The 14,312-nt window shown below is 68.7% G+C and carries 17 protein-coding genes and 7 tRNA genes; 17 read left to right on the forward strand and 7 right to left on the reverse strand.

Going from position 1 to position 14,312, the window contains the following annotated elements; genetic code table 11:
* Window positions 1–62: 62 nt before the first annotated feature.
* Window positions 63–2,135: a beta-galactosidase gene (locus BLU81_RS08700; RefSeq protein WP_197686151.1), complete on the forward strand. Its 2,073-nt coding sequence runs from the start codon at window positions 63–65 to the stop codon at window positions 2,133–2,135.
* A gap of 54 nt (window positions 2,136–2,189) precedes the next feature.
* Here BLU81_RS08700 and BLU81_RS08705 read toward each other — a convergent pair whose 3' ends face one another.
* A complete protein-coding gene (locus BLU81_RS08705) occupies window positions 2,190–2,648 on the reverse strand; it encodes a peroxiredoxin (protein ID WP_092556794.1) in 459 nt (152 codons plus the stop codon).
* Window positions 2,649–2,713: 65 nt separating this feature from the next.
* Between BLU81_RS08705 and BLU81_RS08710 the strand changes: the two genes are divergently transcribed.
* The 8 genes from BLU81_RS08710 (at window position 2,714) to BLU81_RS08740 (ending at window position 4,382) form a co-directional block, all read left to right on the forward strand.
* Entirely contained in the window at window positions 2,714–3,484 is a 771-nt protein-coding gene (locus tag BLU81_RS08710) for a phosphotransferase (protein WP_092543256.1), read from the forward strand.
* 269 nt (window positions 3,485–3,753) lie between these two features.
* Window positions 3,754–3,825, forward strand: a tRNA-Glu gene (locus tag BLU81_RS08715).
* A gap of 30 nt (window positions 3,826–3,855) precedes the next feature.
* A tRNA-Gln gene (locus tag BLU81_RS08720) sits at window positions 3,856–3,928 on the forward strand.
* 5 nt (window positions 3,929–3,933) lie between these two features.
* A tRNA-Thr gene (locus tag BLU81_RS08725) sits at window positions 3,934–4,006 on the forward strand.
* 22 nt (window positions 4,007–4,028) lie between these two features.
* Window positions 4,029–4,113, forward strand: a tRNA-Ser gene (locus BLU81_RS47765).
* A gap of 10 nt (window positions 4,114–4,123) precedes the next feature.
* Window positions 4,124–4,197: transfer RNA gene (locus BLU81_RS08730), tRNA-Val, on the forward strand.
* Window positions 4,198–4,202: 5 nt separating this feature from the next.
* Window positions 4,203–4,277, forward strand: a tRNA-Glu gene (locus BLU81_RS08735).
* Window positions 4,278–4,310: 33 nt separating this feature from the next.
* Window positions 4,311–4,382 (forward strand) — tRNA-Val (locus BLU81_RS08740).
* A 44-nt stretch (window positions 4,383–4,426) separates the two neighbouring features.
* On the opposite strand, the gene BLU81_RS49490 is transcribed toward BLU81_RS08740, so the two are convergent.
* Window positions 4,427–4,660, reverse strand: a complete 234-nt coding sequence (locus BLU81_RS49490; RefSeq protein WP_197686152.1) for a hypothetical protein — start codon at window positions 4,658–4,660, stop codon at window positions 4,427–4,429.
* On the opposite strand from BLU81_RS49490, the gene BLU81_RS51990 reads away from it, so the two are divergent.
* Window positions 4,655–4,840 (forward strand): helix-turn-helix domain-containing protein, encoded by a 186-nt coding sequence (locus tag BLU81_RS51990; RefSeq protein WP_197686153.1) that lies wholly within the window; start codon window positions 4,655–4,657, stop codon window positions 4,838–4,840. The two genes, BLU81_RS49490 and BLU81_RS51990, sit on opposite strands and share 6 nt — an antisense overlap.
* A gap of 169 nt (window positions 4,841–5,009) precedes the next feature.
* Here the strand turns inward: BLU81_RS51990 and BLU81_RS08755 are convergent, their stop codons facing one another.
* Complete coding sequence (locus BLU81_RS08755) at window positions 5,010–5,651, reverse strand: HAD family hydrolase (RefSeq protein WP_092543260.1); 642 nt, start codon at window positions 5,649–5,651, stop codon at window positions 5,010–5,012.
* Between the two features lie 14 nt (window positions 5,652–5,665).
* Complete coding sequence (locus BLU81_RS08760) at window positions 5,666–6,274, reverse strand: hypothetical protein (protein WP_092543262.1); 609 nt, start codon at window positions 6,272–6,274, stop codon at window positions 5,666–5,668.
* A gap of 304 nt (window positions 6,275–6,578) precedes the next feature.
* Between BLU81_RS08760 and BLU81_RS08765 the strand changes: the two genes are divergently transcribed.
* Entirely contained in the window at window positions 6,579–7,211 is a 633-nt protein-coding gene (locus BLU81_RS08765; RefSeq protein WP_157751416.1) for a DUF4232 domain-containing protein, read from the forward strand.
* On the opposite strand, the gene BLU81_RS08770 is transcribed toward BLU81_RS08765, so the two are convergent.
* Window positions 7,190–8,197, reverse strand: a complete 1,008-nt coding sequence (locus BLU81_RS08770; RefSeq protein ID WP_092543266.1) for a GlxA family transcriptional regulator — start codon at window positions 8,195–8,197, stop codon at window positions 7,190–7,192. The two genes, BLU81_RS08765 and BLU81_RS08770, sit on opposite strands and share 22 nt — an antisense overlap.
* Before the next feature lie 50 nt (window positions 8,198–8,247).
* Between BLU81_RS08770 and BLU81_RS08775 the strand changes: the two genes are divergently transcribed.
* The 5 genes from BLU81_RS08775 to BLU81_RS08795 all read left to right on the forward strand — a co-directional run bounded on the left by BLU81_RS08775 (window position 8,248) and on the right by BLU81_RS08795 (window position 12,040).
* Window positions 8,248–9,210: an NADP-dependent oxidoreductase gene (locus tag BLU81_RS08775; protein WP_092556796.1), complete on the forward strand. Its 963-nt coding sequence runs from the start codon at window positions 8,248–8,250 to the stop codon at window positions 9,208–9,210.
* Between the two features lie 25 nt (window positions 9,211–9,235).
* Window positions 9,236–10,174 (forward strand): hypothetical protein, encoded by a 939-nt coding sequence (locus BLU81_RS08780; protein WP_092543268.1) that lies wholly within the window; start codon window positions 9,236–9,238, stop codon window positions 10,172–10,174.
* A 99-nt stretch (window positions 10,175–10,273) separates the two neighbouring features.
* Entirely contained in the window at window positions 10,274–10,909 is a 636-nt protein-coding gene (locus BLU81_RS08785; RefSeq protein ID WP_197686154.1) for a YitT family protein, read from the forward strand.
* A 97-nt stretch (window positions 10,910–11,006) separates the two neighbouring features.
* Window positions 11,007–11,702 carry an energy-coupling factor ABC transporter permease gene (locus BLU81_RS08790; RefSeq protein WP_172890512.1) on the forward strand — a complete coding sequence of 232 codons (696 nt, stop codon included), beginning with the start codon at window positions 11,007–11,009 and terminating at the stop codon, window positions 11,700–11,702.
* A complete protein-coding gene (locus BLU81_RS08795; RefSeq protein ID WP_092543274.1) occupies window positions 11,699–12,040 on the forward strand; it encodes a PDGLE domain-containing protein in 342 nt (113 codons plus the stop codon). The genes BLU81_RS08790 and BLU81_RS08795 overlap by 4 nt, the downstream gene beginning before the upstream one ends.
* A gap of 107 nt (window positions 12,041–12,147) precedes the next feature.
* Here the strand turns inward: BLU81_RS08795 and BLU81_RS08800 are convergent, their stop codons facing one another.
* The gene (locus BLU81_RS08800; protein ID WP_092543276.1) at window positions 12,148–12,975 is read right to left on the reverse strand and encodes an aldo/keto reductase; all 828 of its coding nucleotides are present in this window, start codon (window positions 12,973–12,975) and stop codon (window positions 12,148–12,150) included.
* A gap of 79 nt (window positions 12,976–13,054) precedes the next feature.
* Between BLU81_RS08800 and BLU81_RS08805 the strand changes: the two genes are divergently transcribed.
* On the forward strand, window positions 13,055–13,351 hold the full coding sequence (locus tag BLU81_RS08805; RefSeq protein WP_092543278.1) for a peptide deformylase: 297 nt from the start codon (window positions 13,055–13,057) through the stop codon (window positions 13,349–13,351).
* A gap of 53 nt (window positions 13,352–13,404) precedes the next feature.
* Here BLU81_RS08805 and BLU81_RS08810 read toward each other — a convergent pair whose 3' ends face one another.
* Complete coding sequence (locus BLU81_RS08810) at window positions 13,405–14,100, reverse strand: class I SAM-dependent methyltransferase (protein WP_092543280.1); 696 nt, start codon at window positions 14,098–14,100, stop codon at window positions 13,405–13,407.
* Between the last annotated feature and the right edge of the window lie 212 nt (window positions 14,101–14,312).

Here is a 14,312-nt window from a genome sequence, read left to right on the forward strand (position 1 = left end):
AGAAGGCACTTTTTCGGAACCCGGTCACCTTCAGGTAACCCGTTCGGGGCAACAATGTCCTGGTGAGCAACAGGTATCAACATCCCGACAGGGTCCGGTTCGGCGCGGCGTACTACCACGAGTATCAGCCCACCGACCGGCTGAAGACCGACCTCGACCTGATGGCCGCGGCGAAGTTCTCCGTCATCCGGGTCGGCGAGTCGGTCTGGTCGACCTGGGAACCGGAGAACGGGCGCTTCGACCTGGAATGGCTCCTGCCGGTCCTCGACGGCGCCCACGCCCGGGGCATCGGCGTCATCCTCGGCACCCCGACGTACGCGGTCCCGCCGTGGCTGGCCCGGCTATACCCGGAGATCGCCGGCGAGAGCGCCACCGGACAGCGCATCCCGTGGGGTGCCCGCCAGGAGGTCGACTACACCCATCCGGCGTTCCGTTTCCACGCCGAACGCGTCAGCCGCCGGATCCTCGCCCGCTACGCCGAACATCCCGCGATCATCGGGTTCCAGGTCGACAACGAGCCCGGCAACGTGCTGCTGCACAACCACGGCGTCTTCCAGCGGTTCGTCGACTGGCTGCGCGCGAAGTACGGCGACGTGGAAACCCTGAACCGCGAGTGGGGACTGGTCTACTGGTCGCATCGCCTGTCGGAGTGGGCCGACCTGTGGACCCCCGACGGCAACGCCCAGCCGCAGTACGACCTGGCCTGGCGCACCTTCCAGGCCGAGCAGGCCACCGCGTTCATCGGCTGGCAGGCCGACATCGCCCGGGAGTACGCCCGGCCGGGCCAGTTCGTGACGACCTGCATCGCGTACGACCGGGCCGCCGTCGACGACCGGACCCTTGCCGCGACCCTCGACGTGACGGCCGGAAACCCGTATTACGACATGCAGGACGCACTCCAGTTGCCCGACGACCGGTCCCGTCCGCAGGACTGGACCACCCGCGGCACCTGGGCGCTGTACCAGAGCGCCGACCGGATGTACTCCTCGCGCCAGGAGCCGTTTCTGGTCACCGAGACCGACGCCCAGGCGATCGGACATTCATCCATCAACCGGCCTGCGTACGATGGACAATGGCGTCAAGTGGCCTGGGCGCTCATCTCCCGTGGTGCCGAGGCGATCGAATACTGGCACTGGCACACCCTGCACTTCGGCACCGAGACCTACTGGGGTGGCGTGCTGCCGCACAGCGGCCGTCCGGGCCGGGTCTACCGGGAGATCGCCCGGATCGGCGCGGAACTCGACCGGGCCGGAGCCGCGGTGACCGGTTTGACGCCGGGCGCTGACGTCGCGTTCGTCTACTCGACCCAGAGCAAACGGGCGCTGGAGTACCAGCCCTCGCTGGCTCTGCCGAACGGGGAACCGGACCTCCGCTCGTACCAGGAGATCGTTGACGCCTTTTATCGTGGCTCTTTCGACGCGAAGTTGCAGAGCCGGGTGTGGCACGCGGCGCACCTGACCGCCCGGCCTGCGGCGGACGTGGCCCGGGAGCATCCGGTGCTGGTCGCGGCGGCGCTCTACATCACCACCGACGCCGATCTGGACTGGCTGCTCGCCTACGCCGAGGCCGGTGGGCACCTGATCCTCGGGCCGCGCACCGGGTACGCCGATCAGGAGGCGCGAGCGCGCAACGAGCAGTTCCCGGCGCGGCTGCACGAGGCGGCCGGTGTCGAGTACGACGAGTTCAGCAACGTCGACGACGCCGTCACGGTGCCGGGCTTCGGTGCGGCGACCCGGTGGATCGACGGGCTCGTCCCCACCACCGCCGAAGTGCTGGCCGGTTATGACCACCCGCACTTCGAACAGTGGGCGGCCGTGACCACCCGGCAGCACGGCACCGGCCGGATCACCACGGTCGGGACCGTGCCGTCACCGGCGTTCGCCCGCGCCTTGTTCGCCTGGGCGACCGAGGCCCGCACCGATGCGTGGCGGCCGGAGACCCCGGAACTGACGGTCACCTCGGCCGTCAACTCCGGCGGCGGCCGGTTGCGGTTCGTGCACAACTGGTCGTGGGGCGAACAGACGTTCACCGTGCCGGTGACCTGCACCGATGTGCTCGACGGCACGACCGTCGCGGCCGGTGAGGCGATCACCCTCGGGCCGTGGGACGTGCGGGTCCTGCTGCTGGCAGCCTGACCGCGGACCCGCCCGGCGGCCGCTACCCGAACAGGGCGGCCGCCGGTGCGGGGCTCAAGCCTTGGCGGCCTTCAGGGCGTCCGCGGCGTGCTGGTTCATGTCCAGCTCGCTGTGGATCACCTCGATCACCTTCTGGTCCTTACCGATCACGAAGGTCATCCGCTTGGTGCTCAGCGGCCCGAGCGGAAGCTTGCGCTTCACCCCGTACGCGGCAAGGGTTTCGGAATCGGGGTCCGACAGCAGTGGATAGTCGAAGTTGTAGGTGTCCGCGAAGAGTTTCTGCTTCTCCACCGGGTCCTTGCTGATGCCGACCCGCTGCACCCCGGCCTCCCGGAACTCGGCGGCCAGATCGCGGAAATAGCAGGCCTCCGCAGTGCAGCCCTTGGTCATCGCACCGGGATAGAAGAAGAGGACCACGGGGCCGTCCGCGAGCAGCTCGGTCAGCTTGCGCGGGGTGCCGTCCTGGTCGGGAAGTTCGAAGTCGGGCGCGATATCGCCCTTACCGATGCTCACCCGCACGACGATACGTCAGTGAAATCAGTTCGCATCCGTCGCGCGCGGGGTGAAAAACTGCCGGAATGTCACTGGAGGAGATCCCGCTCACTGGCGGCAACGTGTCGGCCGGGGTGGTGCGGGTCGGTGACACCGTGCGCCGCCCCGCCGGGCCCTGGACACCGGCGGTGCACGCCCTGCTGGAACACCTGTGGTCGGTCGGATTCCGCGGCGCGCCCCGGCCGTTCGGTCTCGACGGCCAGGGCCGGGAGGTGCTGAGTTTCATCCCCGGCGAGGTGCCCTGGCCGTCGCGTTTCGACCTGATGGAGCCGCTGTCCGAGTTGGCCCGCGTCGGCCGCCTCGTGCGGGACCTGCACGACGCGTGCGCGAGTTTCACCCCACCGCCGGGCGCGCGGTGGAACACGCTGATCCCCGCCGACCGCGACGACCTGATCGTCCACCACGACCTGGCGCCGTGGAACCTGGTCGTCGGCGACCGGATGGTCTTCATCGACTGGGACGGCGCGGCACCCGGTTCCCGGCTGTGGGACGTGGCCTACGCCGTGCACGGTTTCGTTCCGATGTCCGCCCACGCCGACTGGCAGCGGGCCGACGCGGGACCCCGGTTGCGGGCGTTCGCCGACGCCTACGGCCTCGACGAGTCACAACGCCGCGAACTGGCCCCCATGCTGGCTGTTCGCACTCGGGCGATGCACGACTTCCTGCGCGAGCAGGCCACCCTCGGCGTGGAACCCTGGACCACCCACTGGCACACCGGCCACGGCGACGTGTGGCGCGCGGACGCCGACTACATCGAACGAAACACCGGCCGGTGGCTGACCGCGCTACTGACTTGACCGGCTTCCGGATCCTGATCCGGAGGCCGGAATTAATACGATTGCCGGGGACGGAACCGGCTACTAATGTTTCCCTCACAAGCCGCACCGAACGCGTAAGGAGAACTCCGATGACGTCAGTCGAATCGAACCAGTCCGGTTCGGTGGCCGTCGTGGTCGAGCAATCCGAACAGCAGGTCATTTCCGGGAGGGGCGTCTGACGCCCGCCGAAGCGCACAGCGCTGAAGCCGCCTCCCGAAATCGGGCCTGGCGGCTTTTTTTGTACGCATGGACTCGTGGAGCAGTGGAACGCTCGTCAGCCTCTCACGCTGGAGACGCCGGTTCGATCCCGGTCGGGTCTACGAAAGGCATTGGATGTTCTTTGCCGACATTCCGAGATGGTGCAATCGGCAGCACGCCCGATTCTGGATCGGGAGGTTCGAGGTTCGAGTCCTCGTCTCGGAGCGCACGCCGATGTAGCTCACCTGGTAGAGCGTCGACCTCGTAAGTCGAAGGCACCCGGTTCAAGCCCGGGCATCGGCTCTTCACACAACTGAACAATTTTGGATGGGCCAGCCGATGGGCGCCGGCCGCGGTCCCGAAAACCGTTGGGGGTAAAACCCGTGCGAGTTCGACTCTCGCCCCATCCGCGCATGTCACGTCCGGCTGGCTCAGCCTGGTAGAGCGCCGCCCCGACACGGCGGAGGACGCTGGTTCGAATCCAGCGCCGGACACGCAGGGCGCAGTGGGCGAACAGGTAGAGCCGCCGGTCTTTCAAACCGGACATTTGCGGGTTCGAATCCCGTCTGCGCTGCGTTACGGCTTCACCGCGTGAAGAAGAAGCGAAGCCCGGCTAGCTCAGGGGAAGAGCGTCTCGTTTACACCGAGAGGGTCGGCGGTTCGAAACCGTCGCTGGGCACCGGGGTCCCCCGCCGCAGCGGGGGACCGGTGTGGTTCTGTTGCTCAGACGGTCACGACGATCTTGCCGAGCGGGTGCCGGCGGGCGTAGTCGATCGCCGCCTCGACGCCGTCGTCGAGTGAGTAGCGCCGGGCGATCGGCGTGGTGAGCCGGCCCGCGGTCGCGGCCTCGGCGGAGACCCCGATAATCGATCCGGCCGTGGTGGCCCGGGCGTTGGAGGCTGGTGAGGTGATCCGCCTCGGGCCGCAACCCACCCGGACCCGCATCCCCTCGTGCACAGCGCGATGGAGTTCATGCACGCCGAGCCCGCACGGCCATGGACCACGACGACGCTGGCCTCCGCCCTGGAGGTCTCCCGGGCGACCCTGTCCCGCCGCTTCCGGGCGGCCATCGGGCAGAGCCCCGCCGCCTACCTGACGCAGTGGCGGATGGACCTGGCCGCGGTCCGCCTGCACTAGACCCGGGAACCGGTCGAGTCCGTCGCCGCGGCGGTCGGCTATCAGTCGGTTCCCGCCTTCAGCAGGGCTTTCGCCCGTTCCCACGGCATGACTCCCGGCTGATTCCGCGCCGAACGCCGCTCACCGGCGCAACCTCCCGTCCCGGAGTAACGCCGCGACGATGTGAACGTCAGCCGGTATTGAGGATGATGTCCTTCAATTCGGCGAGAGTCTTGATGCGGTAGGTGGCGTGGGTGAAGTCATGGGTTTTCGTGAATTCGTTGTGGACGACGGCGCAGTCGATGCCGGCCGCCACGGCTGAGTTCAGCCCTCGGGAGGAATCCTCGACGACCAGGGCCTCATCGTTGGTGGCACCGAAGCGCTTCAAGCCGGTCAGGTACGGTTCCGGATGCGGCTTGGGCAGCCTGTAGTCCTCGCGGACGAGGGCGAAGTCCATGAACCGCATGATCTGGCGCTTCTCGTGGATCACCGCGAAATCCGCACGTTTCGCTGTCGTCACGATGGCCATGCGGACGTGTTCCGCCAGTTCTGCCAGGGTCTCGACGACGCCCTCGATCTCGATGGCCTCAGTTCTGAGGTACCCCTGGTAATAGGCATCGCGAATCACGCGCTGTCGGCTGATCAGCTGGTCATCGATGCCTGCCGCCCTGGCTTGGGCCCACGTTCCCGCACTCTGTCCCATGTCGTGGAGGTATTGATCCTTGTCCAGAGCGAAACCGATGTCCGCCAGGGCGCGTTCGCCAGCTCGGAAATACCAGAACTCGGTGTCCACCAGCACGCCGTCGTGGTCGAAGAGGATGTACTTCCGCACGGTCCTGGGCCCCTTCAGGCGTTGGTTACATTGAGAAGTGGCGATTCGTGCCGACTGCCGATGGAGAGCTGGTAACCGTCGCCGGACGGGTAGCTGATGGCCACGATGCCGGGTGCCACGTGGATGATGGTGTCCTGTTCCGGGAACGACGCCGGGGACACGGGCACCCGGGTCAGGCCGGCGACGAATCGGTCCCGCTGCTGCTCGGTGATCTCGAAGTGTGCGGTGTGCGGTGCCGACATCGCCGCCTCGACGAGAACGAACTGCAGCAGCACGCCACTGAGGGGCTCGGGGTCCGGTTCGCCGTCGTCGTACACCGTTGGGTCGTCGTCTTCGGGGTTGATGACCTTGACCCAGATGCCCTGGTTCTCGGCGGCGAAGACGACACCGCCCTCGTCCTCGTCGTATTCCAGTTCGTGCGGCGGGTAGACGCTGTTGTGCACGCCGTAGATCACCGGTTTGCGGGCGGCGAGCTGGTAGAAGACCTCCAGCGCGGCGGGAACCGGCACCGGACTGTCGAGTTCTTCCGGCGCGACCGGCGGAACGTCGGCGTACCAGTCGTTCAGGAAAGCGCGCATTGCGGCGATCCTGTCGTTCGGGACGTCGGCGAGCCAGTCGATCACCGGAGGATCATAGGGGCGGGGCCGGCGACTCACGGCTCTGGGTTGCGGCGTAAGCGGCGGGGGTGGTGCCGTAACACTGCTCGAGGACTCGGATGTGGATTGACCGGCCGTAGCCGTCCTCGTTCGGCGGATGAGCCGCCGGTGCCTTTCTGGCGCCGATATCCGAATGGATCGGCGCGCATATTCAAGACGTGTGCACTATCGGCTGTCATCGGCGGCCCGAATGGTCGATCGGGGTTGGCGGAACGCAATCGTGGGCAAGGCCGGAGCCGTACCGAAGTCCACTGAGGTGAAGGAGCGCACGATGGGTACCCGGACGATGCGATTCGCTCTGCTCGGCGCGATGTCCGCGGGTGTGGTGTTCACCCAGCAGGCCTGCGCCGACGGCACCGCCGTCGAACCGGTTGCGGCACCCGCCGCTTCGGAGACTACGGCCGCGACTGCGGCGTCACCGTCGGAGACGGAGAGCACCAGCCCGGACGAGGGCGCGGTTCCGGTGTGCAAGACCGCTGACCTCGAGGCGAACATCACGCTGCAGCCGGACAGCACGGGTGACACCCGGAAGGGCCTGGTTACGCTGACCAACAAGTCCGACATCGAGTGCGGCGTCCACGGCCGCGCCGCGATCGCGCTGAAGAACCCGGCCGACGAGGTGGTCGACGTGCCGACCGAGAACGTCGAGGAACCCGGCGAGTCGATCCGGACCGCCCTCAAGTCCGGCTCCAGCGTCTACCAGGGCATCAAGTGGACGATCTGCGACAAGGGTGACTCGACCTGCGGCGCCGGTAACACCCTGGTCTTCAGCCTGGACGGGTCCACCGACGCCAAGCCGGCGAAGCTGTCGAACTTCCCCGCCCCGGAGAAGAACGAGATCACCATGAAGTCGCTGCAGATCGGCACGATCCAGCCCAGCCGTCAGGGTGTCGTCGCCTGGTGACAGCCGGGTGCCCGAAAGGTCTTGCGGTAGGCGGTCGGTGGTAGGCCCAAGGTGGTCTGCAAGTGTCTACGGAGCAGGGTGGCGCTGCCGAAACCGACCGCCGCCGCGACCCGGTCGACCGGGAGATCGCTGGTCTCCAGCAGATGGCGGGCGTGGTCGACACGCTGCTGGATCAGCCACTGGTTGGGGCTGCTGCCGGTTTCGGCGGTGAATCGGCGGCTGAACGTGCGCACGCTCATGTTGGCGTGGGCGGCCAGGTCGGTCAAAGCCAGTGGTTCACCGAGCCGGGACAAAGCCCATTCGCGGGTACGGGTGGTCGAGGTGTCCGTCTGCCGCGGCACCACACGCTCGATGAACTGGGCCTGGCCGCCGTCGCGCCAGGGTGCTATCACGCACCGCCGGGCGGCGGAGCCGGCGATCGCGGCGCCGTGGTCGCGGCGGACCAGGTGCAGGCACAGGTCGATGCCGGCGGCTGCTCCGGCACTGGTCAGGATGCGGCCGTTGTCGACGAACAGCACACTCGGGTCCAGGTCGACGTGCGGGAACAAGCGGGTGAACTCGTCGGCCAGCGCCCAGTGAGTGGTGGCCCGGAGCCCGTCGAGCAGCCCGGCCGCCGCGAGGATGAACGACGAGGTGCACAGGCTGACGATGCGGGTGCCGGGGCGGATCAGGGCCAGCGCGGCACTCACCTCCGGGGGCAGCGAGCCGGAACGCAACATTCGCGTGGTGGGCTCCTGAGTGGCGACGACGACCGTGTCCGCGGTGTGCAGGGCCTGCTCGTCGTGCTGGACACCGATCGTGTAACCGGCGCTGGTGGCGACGGGGGCGCCACCGATCGAGCAGGTGATCACCTCGTACAGCCGCCGGCCCTGGTCGTTGATCGCCTCGTTGAAGACCCGGGACGGGATGCCGAGGTCGAACGGGATCACGTCGTCGAGGGCCAGGACCGCGACCCGATGCGGGTTGGCCGGATTTTTGCGCACCATGTCATATTAGCCACTCGTCGGTGGTCCGGAACGCGCCGACGATGGTCGACATGACTTCTTCCACCATGCGTGCCGTGACCCAGCTGACCTTCGGCGGTCCCGAGGTTCTGCAGGTCAGCGATGTTCCCAAGCCGGTGCCACTGCCCACCGAGGTCCTGGTCCGGGTGACCGCCGCCGGGGTCAACCCGGTCGACTGGAAGACCCGCGAGGGCTCCGGGATGGCCGGGGTGCTCGGTGCGCCGCCGTTCATCCCGGGCTGGGACGTGGCCGGGGTCGTCGAGGAGACCGGCTTCGGTGTGACCACCCTCGCCGTCGGTGACGAGGTGTACGGGATGCCGTGGTTCCCGCGCGCCGCTGGTGGTTACGCCGAGTATGTGACCGCCCCGTCCCGCCAGTTCGCCCGCAAGCCGAAGTCGGCCACGATGGAGCAGGCCGCGGCCGTCCCGCTCGCCGCGCTGACCGCCTGGCAGGCACTGTTCGACACGGCGGGTGTCACCGAGGGTCAGCGGGTTCTGATCACGGCGGCGGCCGGTGGGGTCGGGCATTTCGCCGTCCAGTTCGCCCGCCTGCGCGGCGCCGAGGTCATCGCGACTGCCAGTGCCCGCAACGCCTCGTGGCTGACCGGCCTGGGTGCGAGCACCGTGATCGACTACACCAGCACCCGGTTCGAACACGAGGTCAGCGACGTCGACGTGGTGATCGACCTGGTCGGCAACCAGGACGACACCAGCCTGCGCGCCCTGACGGCGCTGCGGCCCGGCGGCCTGCTGGTCGCCGTCCCGTCCGGCGTCTCGCCCGAGGTCCGGTCCGCCGCACTGGCGCAGGGCAGGCGGTTCAGCTCGTTCCTCGTCGAGCCGGACGGCCCCGCCCTGGCCCGGATCGCCGCCCACATCGACGCGGGTGACGTGCACGTCGAACTCGACCGGGTGCTGCCGCTGGACGCGGCCGGCAAGGCCCACGAGGCGGTGGCCGCCGGCCACACCCGCGGCAAGATCGTCCTCCGGATCGGCTGAGGCCCGGGGGTCGTACGCTGCGGGAATGGTTCTTCGGTTCGCTGCCCTGGTGGTGCGTCGGCGTAGTGGGATCCTGCTCGCCGCGATGGTTCTCGCCGTGGTCGGCGTCGGTGTCGCGGCCGGTGCCGATCAGGAACCGGACGGGATTCTCGGGACCGCCTTCGGGGCGGCGGCGGTCGCACTCATCCTGGGGGCGGTGGTGTCGGTCGCTCTGCGGTGGCGGGGCACTGCCGGGTTCGAGGTCGACGCCGAGCGCCGGGTGTTCCGTACGCCGCGCCAGGCCCCTCCGGTTTTCGTCGGGTTGTTCATGATCGGTGCGTGGGCGGGTTTCGCAACGATCGGCGGTTGGTTGTGGGCGCACGGTGACCCGGACCGGGGCTGGATCCCCTTCGTCCTGGCGATGACCGCCGGTGTGCTGGTGGCCGGGCCGTTCGCCTGGCGGGGGACCGGTTTCGCGCTGAGCGCCGACGGGATCCGCGCGGACCGGCCGGCCGGGCGGGTGGTGATCGGCTGGGCGGCTCTCGCGCCGGGCCCGATCACGCACGCCGAGCAGCACCTGGACCTGACGATCGCCGACCCTGCGCAGATCACCCGGCAAGGTGTCGCCTGGCGTCCGCGGCGGCTGGCGTTCGAGCAGATGACGCCGGAGTTCGCCGCCGCTGTCGTGCGGCACTACGTCGAACACCCCGGCGACCGGGCCGGGATCGGCACCGAGGCCGAGCACCGGCGGCTCACCGAGATGTTCGGTCTGACGCTGCGGCCCGCGGGCCCGCCGCCGGCGCGGGGCCGGGTCGTGGTGCTCGCGATCGGCGCGGTGCTGCTGTTCGGGGCCGGGATCACCGTTCAGGCGATCGAAGCGGGCTTCGCGATCCGGGTCGTTGGGACGCTGCTCGCTCTGCTCGGTCTCGGGCTCGGTGGGAAAGCGTTCCGGGGTGCCCGGGCCCGGAAGTTACTTGCAGGTTAAAGAAAGCCGAGGGTGCTGAACAGAACGGATCACTGCGGTTCCAGGGCTGCGCAGTCTGTCCAGCAGAACCGCCGTCGTTTGCGCAGAAGGTCCGGTGCTGTGACGCTTCGCCGCATGATCGACACCCTGGAGAAGCCGGCGGCAGTACGGCACACCCGCACCGAGGACGCCGTCAGCATCGTCACCGGGGCGTTCGTGGCGTCACTCGGGCTGTTCCTGCTGCAAGCGGGCGGTATCGCGACCGGTGGCACCGCCGGGCTCGGGCTGCTGATCGAACGTGTCTCCGGCTGGCCTCTCGCGGCCGTGTTCGTCCTGGTGAACGTGCCGTTCGTGCTGCTCGCGATCAGCCGTCGCGGGTGGGAGTTCACGCTGCGGTCGGCGGCCGGGGTCGGGCTGGTGTCGGCGTTCTCGCTGCTACACCCGGCGATGATGCCGCAGGTCCAGATGGCCCCGTTGTACGCGACGATCACCGGCAACGTGGCCACCGCCATCGGTATCCTGATCATCTTTCGGCACGGCGGCAGCCTCGGTGGCTTCGGCGTCCTCGCCCTGATCGGCCAGGACCGGTTCGGATGGCGGGCCGGTTATGTGCAGATGGCGCTCGACTCGGTCGTGGTGCTGCTGTCGCTGTTCGTGTTGCCGGTCGGTGCCGCCCTGCTGTCCGCGGCCGGTGCGGTGGTGCTCAACCTGGTGCTGGCGATGAACCACCGGCCGGGCCGTTACCTGGGTGCCTGACATCCCATAGTTGCCAGAGCTATGCAACAACACAATGGTGTCAATATGCTGCCTCTGAGGCCGGTTCACTGCCCCGGTCGTTCAGAGGAGAAACACGATGCATGTTGAGGCGATGCACATCGCCAACGGGATCATCAACGGTCCCGTCTCGGCGATCTTCCTGGTGATCGCGGTGGCCGGCCTCGCGGTGTGCGTGTGGCGGGCCAAAGCCGATCTCGATGACCGGCTGGCGCCGATGGCCGGACTGGTCGCGGCCTTCATCTTCGCCGTGCAGATGCTCAACTTCGGTGTGCTGCCCGGTGTCTCCGGTCACCTGCTCGGCGGCACCCTTGCGGTGATCCTGGTCGGCCCGTGGGTCGGCGCCCTGTGCGTGGCCACCGTCCTGATCGTGCAGGCGCTGGTCTTCGGCGACGGCGGCCTCACCGCTCTCGGGCTCAACATCACCAACATGGCCCTGATCGGGGCGGCGGCGGCGTACCTGCTGGTCGCTCTGCTCCTGCGCGTCCTGCCGAAGACCGCGGCCGGTCTCGGGGCCACCGCCCTGATCGCGTCGATCGCCGGTGTCGTGCTGGCGTCCCAGGGCTTCGTCCTGGAGTACGCGCTGGGCGGTACCACCGACCTGTCCCTGACCGGGATCGCCGCCACGATGGCCGGGGTGCACGTGCTGATCGGTATCGGTGAGGGCCTGATCGCCGCCACCACCGTGGTCACCGTCGCCAAGGTCCGCCCCGACCTGGTCTACGCGTTGCGCGCGTTCCGCAAGCCGATCCTCACCGCGGGAGTCGTCGCATGAACAAGCGGGTATTCCTCGTCGCCGGCCTGCTCGTGGCTCTGCTGCTCGCCGGTGTGGCCAGTAGTTTCGCCTCCGGCAGCCCGGACGGGCTCGACTACGCCGCCCGCCAGGGCTGCACCTTCAACGCCGCCGACGAGATCACCGGTGGTGACTGCATGGCGAAGCAGGCGAAGGATCACGAGTTCGCCGACGGTCCGCTCGCCGACTACGCGGTCCGTGGCATCGACAACGAGTTCCTCGCGACCGGCCTGTCCGGGGTGATCGGCGTGCTACTCACGTTCGCCATCGGCGGCGGCCTGTTCTGGCTGCTCCGGCGCCGGGCGAGCCCAGCATCCTGAGGTTGTTGCAAACTTATTGCAACTGAGTCAAGATGGCGTTAGGTGAGGGCGTCCCGGCCCGCGATGATCCAGCAGCCGGGACGCCCTCGGCATGTCCCAGGTTTCGGTCAGTGTCCGAAGACGTCCGAGTCCACCACCGCGGACTCGCCCTGATCCAACGCGGACAGCGCCGTCATCTGCTCCTCGGTCAGCTCGAAACCGAACACGTCCAGGTTCTCCCGCAGACGCTGCGGATCGGCCGACTTCGGAATCGGCAGCAGACCCGTCTGCAGGTGCCAGCGCAGCACCACCTGCGCCCCGGTCCGGCCGGTCTGCCGGGCGATCTCGCCGACCACCGGCAGGTCCAGCACCCGCACACCCTGCCCGCCGATCGGCGACCAGCTCTCGGTGACGATGCCGTGCTCGGCGTGGAACGCGCGGGCCGCGGCGCGGGTGGACGCCGGGCTGAGCTGGATCTGGTTGACGTCCGGGGCCACCCCGGTCGCGGCGATGATCCGCTCCAGGTGGGCGGGCTTGAAGTTGCTGGTCCCGATCGCCCGCACGGTGCCGGCCTCCAGCAGCGCGACCAGGCCCTCCCAGGCCTCGACGTACTTGTCGTGCGCCGGGTTCGGCCAGTGGATCAGGAACAGGTCCAGATAGTCCAGGCCCAGCGTGTCCAGGCTGCGCCGCACTGCCTCGGCGACCTTCTCCCGCCCGTGCCATTGTTTGTTGAACTTCGACGTGACGAACACGTCGCCACGCTCCACGCCGGCCGCCTTCAGGCCGCGGCCGACACCGAGCTCGTTCCCGTACGCCTGCGCGGTGTCGATCAACCGGTAACCGGCCGCCAGCGCGTCGGCGACCACCCGCTCGGCGTCCGCGTCGTTCAGCGGCCACGTCCCGGCGCCGATCCGCGGGATCTCCGCACCGTGCAGCAGCGTGATCGTCTCGGCCATGTCGAACTCCCCATCGTCGTCGTCGCGGCCAGCCTACGGACGCTCCGACCGCGACTGATCCTGCCGGTATCGTTTCCGGATGCCCGCGCGACCGATCATTTACTACGGAAACCCCGTCCTGCACCGCCGCTGCGCCGACGTCACCGTCTCCGAAGGCTGCCTGTCGGTGCCCGGCCCGCGCGCTGACCTACCGCGCGCCGCCCTGGCCTTGGTGACCGGGTTTGATCAGCACGGCAACCCCATCACCATTTCTGGTACGGGGTACTTCGCCCGTTGTCTGCAACACGAGTACGACCACCTCAACGGCACGCTCTACGTCGACCGGCTGCCCGCCGGGCAGCGCGGCGAACTCCTGAGCGAAGCCGGCCTGCGCTGAGAAGGCCGGAGCCGTGGTGAGCCGCGAACCCGCACGCACCACGGCCCGCACGACTACACCCGCGCGGTGATCAGGAACTGCATCTGGACCTCGTGACCGGGTGAGACCCCGTGTCGCCGGTCCAGGTCGTAGATCGTGGTCAGCGGCGTCGCGGACACCTCCCGCAGCCCGGCGTCGGCCAGGGCCAGCACCGTCTCGTCGATCGACTTGGCGGCGGCCAGTGGCAGCACCGCGCGGACCTCGTCGTCGTAGGACGCGGTGAACAGCTCCGCACCGGTGTCCAGACCGTTCGGGAACCAGGTGCTGTCGACCATCGCGACCAGCCCGCCGGGACGCAGCAGCTCGATCCAGTTGGCGACCGCCTCGGCCGGGTTCCGCAGCGTCCACATCACGTAACGGCCGACGATCGCGTCGAAGCTGCCGGGCGGGAAGTCCGGGGCGACGGCGTCACCGAGCTGGAAGTCCGGGGCGCCGGTGGCCGTGGCGGCGTGCTTGCGGGCCTGGCCGAGCATGCCTTCGGACAGGTCGACGGCGGTCACCCGGTGCCCGAGCCCGGCCAGGGTGAACGCGACCTGGCCGGACCCGGTCCCCACGTCGAGGACGTCGAGGGGAGCGGGCGGCAGCGCCTGGGACCAGACTTCGGCCCAGGCCAGGTTGTCGTCGCTGAGCCGTTCCGGGCGGTGCTGGTCGGCGTCGTAACTGGGGGCCCGTACGGTCCAGTAGTCGTTGATCCGGTCTTGAGCAGTCATGCGGGGGGTTCCTCGTCGTTCGGGTGACCAGCGGGTGCGGCTGGTCCTCTAGGGCGATGCGGTGCCGAACACGGTAGGTTCCCCGGTGCCGGCCATCCGGAACTTGCTGACAGGCCGGTCAGACTACGGGTGTGACCCCCGGATCACCCATGGACTGTGTCGTTGATCAAAGCCACCTCGCAGTCCCGCCCGGGCCAGGGCCTCGGCCCGCA

The organism is Actinoplanes derwentensis (assembly GCF_900104725.1).
Lineage (GTDB): Bacteria > Actinomycetota > Actinomycetes > Mycobacteriales > Micromonosporaceae > Actinoplanes > Actinoplanes derwentensis.

Excerpts from the sequence above, each read along its gene's own strand:
- BLU81_RS08710 (WP_092543256.1), top strand. The coding sequence starts at position 2,714 with ATGTCACTGGAGGAGATCCCGCTCACTGGCGGCAACGTGTCGGCCGGG.
- BLU81_RS08765 (WP_157751416.1), top strand. The coding sequence starts at position 6,579 with ATGGGTACCCGGACGATGCGATTCGCTCTGCTCGGCGCGATGTCCGCG.
- BLU81_RS08770 (WP_092543266.1), bottom strand. The coding sequence starts at position 8,197 with ATGGTGCGCAAAAATCCGGCCAACCCGCATCGGGTCGCGGTCCTGGCC.
- BLU81_RS08775 (WP_092556796.1), top strand. The coding sequence starts at position 8,248 with ATGACTTCTTCCACCATGCGTGCCGTGACCCAGCTGACCTTCGGCGGT.
- BLU81_RS08780 (WP_092543268.1), top strand. The coding sequence starts at position 9,236 with ATGGTTCTTCGGTTCGCTGCCCTGGTGGTGCGTCGGCGTAGTGGGATC.
- BLU81_RS08790 (WP_172890512.1), top strand. The coding sequence starts at position 11,007 with ATGCATGTTGAGGCGATGCACATCGCCAACGGGATCATCAACGGTCCC.
- BLU81_RS08795 (WP_092543274.1), top strand. The coding sequence starts at position 11,699 with ATGAACAAGCGGGTATTCCTCGTCGCCGGCCTGCTCGTGGCTCTGCTG.
- BLU81_RS08800 (WP_092543276.1), bottom strand. The coding sequence starts at position 12,975 with ATGGCCGAGACGATCACGCTGCTGCACGGTGCGGAGATCCCGCGGATC.
- BLU81_RS08805 (WP_092543278.1), top strand. The coding sequence starts at position 13,055 with ATGCCCGCGCGACCGATCATTTACTACGGAAACCCCGTCCTGCACCGC.
- BLU81_RS08810 (WP_092543280.1), bottom strand. The coding sequence starts at position 14,100 with ATGACTGCTCAAGACCGGATCAACGACTACTGGACCGTACGGGCCCCC.